The 12511-nt window shown below is 44.9% G+C and carries 8 protein-coding genes and 1 pseudogene; 7 read left to right on the top strand and 2 right to left on the bottom strand.

Annotated features, from left to right (window positions below):
* Positions 1-381: 381 nt before the first annotated feature.
* Both PHQ97_11065 and PHQ97_11060 read right to left on the bottom strand, forming a co-directional pair.
* Positions 382-774 (bottom strand): hypothetical protein, encoded by a 393-nt coding sequence (locus PHQ97_11065; GenBank protein ID MDD4393272.1) that lies wholly within the window; start codon positions 772-774, stop codon positions 382-384.
* Positions 775-987: 213 nt separating this feature from the next.
* Entirely contained in the window at positions 988-4446 is a 3459-nt protein-coding gene (locus tag PHQ97_11060; protein MDD4393271.1) for a UvrD-helicase domain-containing protein, read from the bottom strand.
* A 900-nt stretch (positions 4447-5346) separates the two neighbouring features.
* On the opposite strand from PHQ97_11060, the gene rdgC reads away from it, so the two are divergent.
* The 7 genes and pseudogenes from rdgC to PHQ97_11025 all read left to right on the top strand — a co-directional run.
* Positions 5347-5961: a recombination-associated protein RdgC gene (gene rdgC, locus PHQ97_11055; protein ID MDD4393270.1), complete on the top strand. Its 615-nt coding sequence runs from the start codon at positions 5347-5349 to the stop codon at positions 5959-5961.
* 3 nt (positions 5962-5964) lie between these two features.
* Positions 5965-6492 (top strand): hypothetical protein, encoded by a 528-nt coding sequence (locus tag PHQ97_11050; protein ID MDD4393269.1) that lies wholly within the window; start codon positions 5965-5967, stop codon positions 6490-6492.
* 23 nt (positions 6493-6515) lie between these two features.
* Positions 6516-7631: a DNA polymerase III subunit beta gene (gene dnaN / locus PHQ97_11045; GenBank protein MDD4393268.1), complete on the top strand. Its 1116-nt coding sequence runs from the start codon at positions 6516-6518 to the stop codon at positions 7629-7631.
* Positions 7628-10060 carry a DNA topoisomerase (ATP-hydrolyzing) subunit B gene (gene gyrB / locus PHQ97_11040; GenBank protein ID MDD4393267.1) on the top strand — a complete coding sequence of 811 codons (2433 nt, stop codon included), beginning with the start codon at positions 7628-7630 and terminating at the stop codon, positions 10058-10060. Before dnaN ends, gyrB begins: the two co-directional genes overlap by 4 nt.
* 532 nt (positions 10061-10592) lie before the next feature.
* Positions 10593-10787: pseudogene (locus PHQ97_11035) on the top strand (UTRA domain-containing protein).
* 145 nt (positions 10788-10932) lie between these two features.
* Entirely contained in the window at positions 10933-11829 is an 897-nt protein-coding gene (locus PHQ97_11030; GenBank protein MDD4393266.1) for an MBL fold metallo-hydrolase, read from the top strand.
* A gap of 193 nt (positions 11830-12022) precedes the next feature.
* Positions 12023-12511, top strand: a 489-nt coding sequence (locus tag PHQ97_11025; GenBank protein ID MDD4393265.1) for a PaaI family thioesterase, incomplete at its 3' end; no start/stop codon positions are given.

Genomic DNA, 12511 nt, shown 5'->3' with positions numbered 1-12511 from the left:
CTTCCTCAAAAACAACTTTACCTTTTAAGCACCGATACATCCTGCCTGCATTTCGAAAGCTGGGAATATAGCGGATGATCCGCTTTCGTGCCTTGCCGGGCAGACACCCCAGCACTTAAAATGACGAATATTTTTAGTGACTTAAAAAGTTATAATCATTATATCAACATAGTTACGGACATGATGAACAAAATATTGAACGAGCATAGGGCCTCAGGATAAAGCCTTATGTGATCCAATCCAGACCGCAAAAATAATTTTTATTTTTTCCGGCCTTTGGAGCGTGAGACAAATTTCATTATATCCGTCTGTTAAAATCAAAAGCGCAAACCGGTTTGTGCTTATCAACACGTTATAAACAATCTTACCAACAACGCCGGATTATTCCTGGTACCAGGCCTGTTTTTTCCGATACTGGTCATACTGTCTCAATATAAATTTCCCCGGAAAATCGGCATGGGACAGATACGAAAGGGAACTGTCGAGAAAAAAATCACATACTTCCTTAAGCACCCGATCCTTTTCCTTTTCATCAATAAACACCCGTTCTCTTTTTTGTTCGAATGTAACGGTCACACCCAGCGCGTTTCTGATATCGCTGATATCCGGCAATGATCCTTCACAACCGGCAAAAGCGGTTTCATCCACCGTAATTTCAATTTCGGAAATCATGGTGATAAACCAGCGCCCTCCGGTAATTTTTCTTGATGCGTCGTAAATTTTTAACACCTGATGATTATTCAGATCCATAGATTGAATCAGTCTTTTATCCATATCATTTCCCCACAACAAAATTGTCAATAACTCCGTACTTATAAACATTCTACGGTCTATCCGTCCGAAATCGGGCCAATGCATCGTGCCCCTACACCGTTGGCTATCAACTTTTTTTTAATTTATGTGGCTAAAAAAACAACGTTGTTCAAAAAGAAAAAATTGATCCGCGCTTATCCGCGTAAATCCGCGGCAAAAAATATTCATACACTGTTAAAATAATTTCAGCTGCACCTGCCCGCCGTCCTTATCGTGCCGGTCAGATTTTATCCTGCCCGTCTCATGGGTCCTCAAACGGATTTCGATTTCCGGAATAAACGGAGACGGTTCTCTGATCCGGCATTTACCATATACCATGCGCTTTCTGGAATATGTCAGATACAGCCTTTCTTTTGCCCGGGTCATGGCCACATAAAACAGCCTTCTTTCTTCATCCGGATCCGTCGAGGCCTGATCCGGCCGGCTCAAAGGAATCAGGTCTTTTTCACATCCGGAGATAAATACCACGGGAAACTCCAGCCCCTTGGCGGCATGCATGGTCATCAGCGACACTTTTTCCACCTGATGATTCCAGGTATCCGTATCGGTCTGCAGTGCAATCATCGAAAGAAATTCCCGGCTGTCTGTTCCGAACGACGCCGCCTGCCTGATCAGATCATCTATTGTTTCCTGAATGCGGATGGTGCCGCTGCTCAGCTCACCGCCATGGGTATGTTTAATAAAATACATCAGTTTCTGATCAACGGTAAGATTTTTCACCTGATCACTGAGTTCGAGTAACAGGGTCACATTGTGATATATTTTTTTCTGCTGGAACAGACTCATACCGGCAATGGGCAACCGGACGGCATGGATCATGGCATCCTGAATCCCGAAATCATTTTGATACCCCCATGTTTTGAACGAGTCCAATGTCTTTTTCCCGGACTGATGTCCAATTGCCGCCAGCACCCGTTCAAAATCCGCATATGATCCCAGGCCATCTGTCAGTTTCAGCAAGGATATCAGCCGGCATACCGGCTCTGATCCCCACACGCTGTCCCGGCTGACCCGTTGAAACGGAATACCGGCGGCATCAAATATATCGGAAAATACGTTCGCCTGCACCCCTGTCCGGAATAATACCGCAATATCTGAAAAACTATACGACCGCATATCGTTTGACGGGTCCACATGGTCAAAATCCATCGAATGGAACCCGATTCCGCCAACCAGTTGTTCTATCTGCTTACCGATGGCCACCGCTTCGGCCGTTTCACTTCCCTGTTCAAGAATCGATATGGTTTTGACCCCGTCGATATTTGAATAAATCCGGGAACTGTCTTCTTGATGCTGACAAAAAATAATCTGATGAGATGCCTGTAAAATCGTTTCGGAAGACCGATAATTTTGCGTCAGCCGGACCACTTTGGCCGAAGGGTAATCATCGATAAAACGCGCAAAATAACCGGTATCCGATCCTCTGAATCCATAAATGGACTGATCCGGATCGCCGATCACGCAAATATCGGCCTTTCCGGGCGCAAGGGCTTTGATCATCCGGTACTGAGCATGATTCAGATCCTGATATTCATCGACAAAAATATACGGATACCGTTGTCTGCAAACCTCACAAAACGCCGGATCGGTTTCGAGTATACGGACCACATTAAAAATCAAATCTTCATAATCCATGCATTTTTCAACAGCTAAAAGATGTTGATATCTGGTGTATACCGCTCTGAATTCATTGATCTGCAAATTTCCGACAACCGTATCCAGATTTTCCTCAGGGCTGATGATCTGCTGTTTGGCCGTTACAATCCTGTCAAGCAGCGCACTGGGCGAAAGGGTCGGTTCAATGCCGGCGCCTGTGAGCTGACGAACTGCTTCACGGATCATATATCGGCGATCCGCTTCATCCAGAATAAAAAAACCGGTGCTGCCGGATGTTTTGTCTTCCAGAGAAATCAATATCTTCAAGCACAGGGAATGAAACGTTCCGGCCCATGGCAGTACCTTGGAAGGTGCCAGCAGGAGCCGAATACGGTCTTTCATTTCCCGGGCGGCCTTACTGGTAAAGGTAACGGCCAGTATCTGCTCGGGCGAAACCTGCCTTTCCACGACGAGATAGGCCATTTTATGGGTAATGGTGCGGGTTTTTCCAGTGCCCGGTCCGGCCACAATCATGATCGGTCCTTCATGGTGAAAGACCGCTTCCTTCTGCCGGTCATTTAACCCGCAGATCGTTAAATTTAACCGATCCGGTACGGACAGAGACTGTTGGACCGGCTCAGAATGGATCGTATTCATCCTTTTCTGATGAGGTGAAACTTTTACATCGGAAGATTTGGAAATCAAACGCATTTTACGGAACCCGTCGCTTCGGTTATCAGGCACCGGAACCGTAAACAGGGATTTTTGGCCTTTCAGTCGCTCTCGCTCATCTATATCAAATATATTAATCGTACCATATTCACCATCATATCCGGGAAGAATACTCACCTGCTGTTGACGTACCCGGTTAATGGCCTCTGCCAGCAGGGGAATGCCGATCCGTTCAATTTCCTGTACGGGCAGGCAATGAAGAATATCAAATTCAGGTCCCAGTTCATTTACCGCTGTCTGATACCGGCTCTGAACCGTCTTGGTATCGGGTCCGACCTTGAAAATTTCAGCCAGTATGTCCGTTAAGGGAATCAGACTGTAAAACGGATGTGTCTTTTCCGGCCTTCCGCCTTCCGGCCGATCGGCCAGGGCCTCCACCCGGTACAGCACCCCGAGAGTCAGGGGCTTTCCGCATACCGGACAGATTCCTTTATACCGGATGGAATCATCCGGCCTGCACCGGATATCACAATTTCGATGTCCATCCAGATGATACTTCCCCTGTTCCGGATAAAATTCAAAGGTGCCGAGAAACTGTGCAGGATCCCCGGTTTCCATAGCGTTCCGGATAGCCGAATAGGACAGCTGGGTATCAAACCAGTTGGCCTCCCGGCCCAGCTTGGCCGGCGAATGAGCATCCGAATTGGAGATCAACGTCAGCCCGTCAAGATCTGACACCCTCCAATTCATGGACGGATTTGAAGACAGACCGGTTTCCACCGCAAATATATGGGGCGTGAGATCTTCAAAACACTCTTTGACCGAATCAAACCCGGATCTGGACCCCAACATCGAAAACCAGGGCGTCCAGATATGTGCCGGTACCAGAAAGGCCCGCTCAGAGGTGTCGAGCACCACTTCAAGAAGATTTCTCGCATCCAGTCCTAAAATCGGTCGTCCGTCAGATCGGATATTTCCAATCCGCTCCAGTCGGGATCTGAAATCTGCTGCCGTATCCAGATCGGGCATAAAGACCAGATTGTGGTTTTTCCGGGTTTTGCCGTTTTTCTTATAAATATTGCTGATCTCGCATGTCAGCAGATATCGGACCGGCTGACGGCAGGATAATGGAACGTTATCATCACAGGCCTGCTGAATATCATCTTTGAGTCGGAAAAGACCTTCTTCTGCAGGAACCAGTTTTTCTTTAATTTCGGCAAACCAGCCGGGATGGGTGAAATCCCCGGTTCCGACCACCTGAATTCCTTTCAGCTGGGAATACATATTGATATGTTCCAGGTCCAGATTTTTGGCCGTTGCTCTCGAAAAGTGGGAGTGAACATGTAAGTCCGCAATAAATTTCATAATAATTCATTCAAAAAGTCAGTTATAAACAAGTTATAAACAATTCATTTAGCGGTTGTTCATAAACCGCTAAATGGTGATGATACGATCGTCAATATTGTGTCAGTTATATACATTTTCCATTCTTATGATCATATGCTTTAATTTTCAAACATTATCTGCACAATGTTTTCATAGGGTCTGTATGATTTATTTTTTTTATAATATAAAAGAGTTATGATAGTTGTTATACTTATCATCCCCCCTTACATATCTTTTATATTTTATTAAATATATTATAGATGAATTATAAAACAGTTTTTAAAAATCAAATTTCGATGTATTTTTTTATACAGGGTATTGGCGACATCAAATTAACGGATTTAAGAAAAACAGATCTTCCCGAAACCCTTTCTCATATTTTTTCCAGCGGCGTTGATTATTGATGTTTAAGTTGAAAATTGTATTTCTGCGGGTTACAGGAATAATATTAACGTTTATATCTGTATAAACAGTGATGAAAATCGTGTTAATGAATTGTTATTTATCAACACGATTTATTGCGGTGTTGATATGACACATATTTTAAACAATTTTCTCAATGAGTTTTAAGATACTATATCTGATAAAATTAGCTAATTTTATCAGTCACTTATAAAGTTATTGTATTTATTGACATCATTATTATTTCTTTTAGTTATATTAATATAAATAATAAAAGAGATTAATATAATCTGCTCTTATCCACGATGAAAAAATTACGGAAAGCCGCTCTTTTGAAGAGTTTCAAAAAAATCTTGTAAATAATATTCAGGCAATATAGGATAAGTTTTTTAACGTACATCCTGCAACATATTGAAAAACGATATCCAACCATCTGGATCTATTCGATTGTAACTGAACGTACACCGGAGATGTATAATGGGTCTTTTGTCCTCTACGGTATCTCTGACACGCTATAAGGTCGAAGGGAACCTCAAACAACCTGTTCTTGACACAATTGCCGATGGGTTGAAAAAATATGTCATTCGAGATATTGATGATGATGTTCCAGACCGAGCGGTTGGCTGGACATCATTTGAAAATTCGTTTCACCCGGATTTTGAAGGATCTTCTTTTAGTATCGGAGAGCTGCTGGTATTCTCACTGCGAATCGATAAAAAATCGATACCGGCCAAGGTGATTCAAAAACATTTCAAAATTGCATCGGCAAAACGTCTGGCTGACAGTGGAAGAGAGTACCTTTCCCAAAATGAAAAAAAAATGCTCAAGGAAGAGGTGATTAACCGCCTCAATCTTCGCATTCCGTCCACACCGAATATCTATGATCTGATGTGGGATTATGAAAACGCTGTGGTATGGTTTTTTTCGACCCAGAAAGCGGCTAACGAAGAGCTGGAAACCCTGTTTTCAAAATCCTTCGGTGTGAGACTGATTCGACTGTTTCCATACACCTGCGCAGAGTTGACCGCCGGTTTATCCGACAGCCAGAATGATTGTCTCGAAAAACTGTCTCCAACGTTATTTATGGAGTAATATATGCTTGATCTTTCTGTATCCTACAATCGATATAAGTTTTTAGGCTGTGAGTTTTTAACCTGGCTGTGGTTTGTCATCGAAAAAGAACAGGAACGGTTTTTAAACAAGGATGGGAAAAGTGCGTCCTTAGCGATTGGAAATCGAATTGTTCTGGAAAAACGAATCGATGACGATACCCATGAAAGCGTTACCATTAAAGGGGATGATGCCGGACTGGAGGAAGGCGTTCTGGCATTGAAAAAAGGCGCTGTGGTAACCCAGATCAATCTGGTCTATACGGAAGGTGATTTTCAGTGGAAATTTGCCCTTACCGGTGAAAGCCTGAATGTAACCGGTCTCAAACCACCTGAAACCGCGATAGTAGAGATAAAAGATGATATCGAAGGCGCTGTTCTGGAAAAAGTCTTTCTTTATGGAAAAGTTGTAGAATTAATCGATCGGTTGTATCAGCAGTTCATTCAGCTGAGGGTGTCGGACCAGTGGGACAACCAGCTGGTTCCACAGCTTAAACAATGGATTAATTCCTGAAGTTAACATGAAGGATTTATATCATGAAGTTTACCATCAATAAACGTGATGTACTCGATGTGTTGTCAAAGGTTCAGGGATTAACCGGTCGCAAAACCAATCTGGCCATTACGGCGAATGTTTTGATTCAAACCAGGGATTCGGGTATTTTGATTTCCGCGACAGATCTTGAAACCGGCTTCGAAGGTTTTTTTGCCGCCACCATCGAGACCGAAGGAGTCATTGCCATCAATGCCAGGAAATTTTATGAAATTGTCAGAGATTTTCCCAACAGCGATATTATGATCCATGAAAAGGAAAACAGATGGATCGAAATCAAAAATAATACGGTTGAATATCACATTGTGGGAATGAGTTCAGATGATTTTCCCGATATTCCGGTATTTGATGATGTCGAATTTTTCGATATCGAATCGGCTGTTCTGAAAAAAATGTTTGAAAAAACATTGCTGTCCACCGTTGCTGACGATTCAAGGGCCCATGTGATCGGTGTCTATATGGAAAGAATTACCAAAGAGGGTGCCGGGGTGTTCAGAATCGTATCTACCGATGGAAACCGACTTACCCTTGTGGATCATGTGCTTGAAGCGGACATTCGGATGCCGGATGGGCCGGGGGTTATCGTCCCTAAAAAGGGGGTTCAGGAAGTTCATAAATTTTTAGATTCAGAAGGAACTGTCCGGATCGGATTCAAACACAATCATTTTATATTAAAGAAAGAATCTGAAATCATCAGTATCCGGCTCCTGGAAGGAGATTTTCCGGAATATTCCGCGATTGTCGTTAAAAGGGATGGAAATGTTATATCCATCAACCGGCAGATGTTTTTAATGATGCTCAAACGGATGTCTATTCTGGCATCTGACACCTATAAAGGGGTGATATTTAATTTCAGGGAAAATAGCCTCGAGATTACTTCAATCAATCCGGAGCTTGGCGAGTCCAAGGAGGATATGGCTATCGAGTTCAGCGGAGAGCCGATTGAGGTTGCGTTTAATCCAAAATATTTTATTGATACATTGAATGTGATTGACAGCGAAAACGTGATAGTTACGATTATCGATGCGGAAAAACCCTGTGTCATTGAGGAAGAAAAAAATAATCATTACTTAAGTATAATTATGCCGATGAGAATATGACTAAAGAAAATATATATAACGAAGATAATATTAAAGTACTGGAGGGGCTGGAGGCGGTTCGCAAACGACCCTCCATGTATATCGGAAATATCGATATTGAAGGACTTCACCACCTGGTTTACGAGGTTATGGATAACAGTATCGATGAAGCCATGGCCGGCGTGTGCGACTACATCGAGGTGAAAATCCATCCCGACAACAGCGTCAGTGTCCTTGATAACGGAAGAGGAATTCCGGTCGGAATTCATAAAACCGAAGGTGTTCCGGCTGTTGAAGTGGTGATGACCAAACTGCATGCCGGAGGAAAGTTTGACAATGACTCTTACAAGGTGTCCGGTGGCCTGCACGGGGTGGGAATTTCAGTGGTCAACGCTCTTTCAGAGTTTGTGAACCTGGAAATTTATTCCGGCGGCCATATTTATACCCAGTCCTATTCAAGAGGTCATAAAACCACTGAACTGACGATTACCGGCGATACGACCCGCCGGGGAACCCTGGTACATTTCAAACCGGATTGCGAGATTTTCACTGCCCTGATTTTTAATTATGACACCCTGATCCGCAGATTCAGGGAGCTTGCCTTTCTGAATAAAGGGCTCCGGATCATGATTGAAGATGAACGATCGGATAATAAAGAAGAGTTTCATTATGAAGGGGGATTGAAATCGTTTGTTGAATATCTGAACAAGCGTCATAGTCCGTTACATGACCCCATTGTCATCCATGGGGAAAGAAACGATGTTCAGATCGATGTCGCCATTCAGTATAATGACAAATATACGGAAACGCTTTTATCCTTTGCGAACAACATCAATACGGTCGAGGGCGGATTTCATCTGATCGGATTTAAGGCGGCGTTGACCCGATCAATTAATCAGTTTGCCACCAACGGCAATATGCCGAAAAATCTTAATATCAAAATCAGCGGAGATGATGTGCGGGAAGGGCTGACCGCCGTGGTGAGCATCCGGATTAAAGATCCTCAGTTTGAAGGACAGACCAAAACCAAACTGGGCAACAGCGAAGTCAAAGGTCTGGTCGAATCCTTGATGAATGAGAGTCTCGGAACCTATTTTGAAGAAAATCCGTTGGTTGCGAAAAAAATAATTGGCAAGGCCGTCGATGCCTCCAGAGCCAGGGATGCCGCTAAACGGGCCCGTGAGATTGCCCGGAAAAAAGGCGCGTTGATGGATTCAACCCTGCCCGGGAAACTGGCCGAATGTCAGAGTTCCGATCCGGCTGAAAGAGAGCTGTTTCTGGTTGAGGGAGATTCGGCAGGCGGCAGTGCCAAACAGGGCAGAGATCGAAAATTTCAGGCCATTTTACCACTCAGGGGTAAAATTTTGAACGTTGAAAAAGCCCGGTTTGACAAGATCCTGCGCAGTGAAGAAATTAAGAATATTATTACGGCGTTAGGGGCAGGCGTCGGCGATGAAGAATATGATATTGAAAAAATAAGGTATCACAAGGTCATTATCATGACGGATGCCGATGTCGACGGATCTCATATTCGAACCCTGTTGCTGACATTTTTCTTTCGGCAGATGCCGGAAGTCGTTGATCGGGGATATTTATATATTGCGCAGCCGCCGCTTTTGAAGGTGGGTAAGGGAAAACAGGAAATTTATCTGAAAACCGAAGCGGATCTGAATGAATATCTGCTCAAACGGGTGTGCAGTCAAAAGCGAGTTGAAACCTCTGGCGATCAACAAAGCCTGAAGGAGCATATCCTGTATACCCTGGTCGGGAATCTTGCCGACTATTTTGCGATCATGAAACGGTTTGAAAAAAAGGCGGTGCCTCAGGATCTTATTGAGCTGTTGATTCATTATGGATTTGAGGAAAAAGCCTTTTTGAAAAACCAGGATAAAATGCTGCAGTTAAAACAGAACCTGGTCGACAAAGGATACCGGACGCAGGAGCTTATCTGGAGTGAAGAACGCGGTATTTATGAATTAACGGTGATTGCGCCTGAAAACGTGCTGGATGAAGACATGATCCGGCAGAGTTTAACCTCCGGGCATGAAATAACCATTAACCGTTCGCTGGTCTATTCTGCTGATTTTCAGAATCTTATCGTACTGGGCAAACAGATCAGTGCGTATGATCAACCGCCTTTCAATGTAGTGAATATAGAAGGGGAAAAAGAATCCGTAAATTGCGCGGATAAACGAGCGCTATTTTCTTTTTTAATTAATGAAGGGAAAAAGGGTCTGGCTGTCCAGCGGTATAAGGGCCTCGGGGAGATGAACCCGGAACAGTTGTGGCAAACCACCATGTGCAGAGAAAACAGAAAATTGCTTCAGGTCAGGGTGGAGGATGCGGTGGAAGCCGATGAAATTTTCACCATACTCATGGGAGATGAGGTAGAGCCCCGGCGGGAATTTATCCAAAATAACGCACTTGAAGTCAGTATGCTGGATATCTGATTTATAACGGATCAGATACATCTGCAGGTTGTAACAAATTAAACGGCCGGCCCTAAAAAGGGCCGGCCGTTTTGGTTTAAGCTCAGAATGATTTTACGCTGATAACTAAATTAATATCCTGCTGCTTGCGGCGGGGGATTAATTTTCAAGCCAACTGCCTCATAAAAATCGTTATGCGGGCTTGATCCATAACTGCGGCCATATTCTTACGTGTAGTTTCGAAGTCCCGCCCGTTGCCGGCGTATGATATGGTGCGATCCGGGGAAAAGATGCCGGGGCCATGAAGCGTTAAGAAGCGCAAACTGTTCAAATCGCCTTTTTTTTGGGCTTGACTCCAAATCTGTAAAAGGTTTACTAAACAGTCTCCATCCATAACAGCTTTTCGAAATCTGAGCGTATCTGCCTGATTTATCCGTTAATTTTCGCGTTTGCCCGTACTGCATAAGTCAGTAAGCCTCACAAACAATCAGTTGATTTGATTGACTTTTTTTGCATACAGGCGTAAACTTCGAAAAGTTTTTTTGCCAACGAGGAAACGGCGGCTCATCTGGAAATTGCACCCGGTTCTCCGATACTCTTTACGGAAAGAATCATGTACGACGAAAATGGCAATCCGGTGGAACTCGTCAATACGATATACAACGCCAGTATGTATAAGTATTGTTTGAAATTGAAAAAGATTAAAAGCGGTTCCGCTTACGACTGGATATGTCAATTTACGGATTGATTTACGCAAAGTCGTTTTTGACATAAAACGCAGGACATGCGGATCAGGGATGAGCCGCTGAAGGGGTTCCTGTTATTTTTTTGACCCGGGTTCGCCATGCGGCTGACAAAGGGGGATGATAACTGATTTAAAGTGCTAATCGCTTATGAAAATTGAAACACCCGGAAAAATCACGGATCGTATCCTGATGCTGGGCAGGAAAGAGTCCTGTGTCTATCTGCTCGATGGCGGCAGCGAATATGTTTTGCTGGGCGGGGGTATGGTCCATATTGTGCCGGAAGTTCTCGAACAGCTGCAGGCGTTTGACATAGATGAAGAAAAAATCCGCCGGATCGTTATTCAGCATTCCCATTTTGATCACTGCGGGATCGTTCCCTTTTTTAAAAAACGATGGCCCTGGATGACGGTGACGGCTACCGAACGAACGCAGGAGCGGTTGCGTCTTCAGAAGGTCATCGATGCCTGCGAGAGGTATAACCGCATTGTTCTGAAACAGTACGGAAGGGAAGAGGCGGCTGAGCACTTGGGCCTGGTTTTTACCGGGGTGGATGTCGAAGAAACGGTCAGCAGCGGGGATCGGCTTGGCTGTGGCGATTTAACCCTTGAGATTCTCGAGGTGCCCGGGCACTCCTCCTGTTCGATCGCGGTGTACGTCCCGGCGATCAAGGCGATGTTCACGTCCGATTCGGGGGGCATTCCCTGTGGTGATGAAATTTTTACGGTCGCCAATTCAAATTTTGATCTGTATATCGAAAGCCTCGGAAAGATCTCCGCATATGACATGGAGGCGGTTCTGGCCGCCCATTATGGCGGGGTGACCGGACCGGATGTACCCGGTTTCATGACAGCCTCCATGAATTCTGCACTGGAAACCCGAAAGATGCTCGAGGCCTCCTGGGCCCGAACCCGGGATTTGGCCCGCAGCACCGAAGAGATGACGCGCTTTGTCATGAAAACCCTGCCGGACAACTATTTTGCCCGGGAAGTCATCTCCATGGTCATCGGCCAGATGATAAAATATATCGCCGGGAAAAATCCCTGATCCTCAGCATCGGGCCCGGTAATCATACTGGAAATTTTTACATTCTCAGTACCCACACCCGTTATTCCCGCGTAGGCGGGAATCCAGAACATGCTGAAATAACTGAATTTCTTATTTTAGGTGAATGACAAATGAGGGCTGAATATGACTTTTTACAGGGCCGTCAAATTGTATATAAGGAAGATGGTAAAAAATGGATGACATGATGGATGCTAAATCAGGAAAAGAAATGGACAGACAACAGATATCTACCGGACCGCATAAATTCGAGCTGGACAGCTGGATCAGTTGCGCGCCGTTCGAGCGGCTGCTTCACATGAAGATCATCGATGCCTTGGACGGGCAGGCCACCCTGACCATGCCGTTTCTCTTCGATTTTGCGCAGGGCGCCGGACTGATGCATGGCGGCGCGCTCGTCAGCCTGGCCGATACCGCGGTGGTTATGGCCATCAAGAGCCTGGTGTCTCCCCAGACCCATTTTGCAACGATTTCAGCGGAAACAAAATTTCTCTATCCCGTGAAAAAAGGGATCATCACGGCCAGAGCGCGGGTGACCCGTCAGGAGGAACGACTGCTGGAAGGACTGGCCACCCTCTTCTACGCGGAGGATCGGCCGGTTCTTGAATTTACCTCCGTCTTGAAGAGCGCAAAGGACCGGGCGGTTCGGGATATTAGCTTCAAG

This window comes from Desulfobacterales bacterium (genome assembly GCA_028704555.1).
GTDB lineage: Bacteria > Desulfobacterota > Desulfobacteria > Desulfobacterales > JAQWFD01 > JAQWFD01.
Note: the sequence above shows the minus strand (reverse complement) of the source record. Positions and strands in the feature narration are given on the sequence as shown.

What these genes read in the sequence shown, in the direction of transcription:
- PHQ97_11065 (MDD4393272.1), bottom strand. Translation starts at nt 774, where the DNA reads ATGGATAAAAGACTGATTCAATCTATGGATCTGAATAATCATCAGGTG.
- PHQ97_11060 (MDD4393271.1), bottom strand. Translation starts at nt 4,446, where the DNA reads ATGAAATTTATTGCGGACTTACATGTTCACTCCCACTTTTCGAGAGCA.
- rdgC (MDD4393270.1), top strand. Translation starts at nt 5,347, where the DNA reads ATGGGTCTTTTGTCCTCTACGGTATCTCTGACACGCTATAAGGTCGAA.
- PHQ97_11050 (MDD4393269.1), top strand. Translation starts at nt 5,965, where the DNA reads ATGCTTGATCTTTCTGTATCCTACAATCGATATAAGTTTTTAGGCTGT.
- dnaN (MDD4393268.1), top strand. Translation starts at nt 6,516, where the DNA reads ATGAAGTTTACCATCAATAAACGTGATGTACTCGATGTGTTGTCAAAG.
- gyrB (MDD4393267.1), top strand. Translation starts at nt 7,628, where the DNA reads ATGACTAAAGAAAATATATATAACGAAGATAATATTAAAGTACTGGAG.
- PHQ97_11030 (MDD4393266.1), top strand. Translation starts at nt 10,933, where the DNA reads ATGAAAATTGAAACACCCGGAAAAATCACGGATCGTATCCTGATGCTG.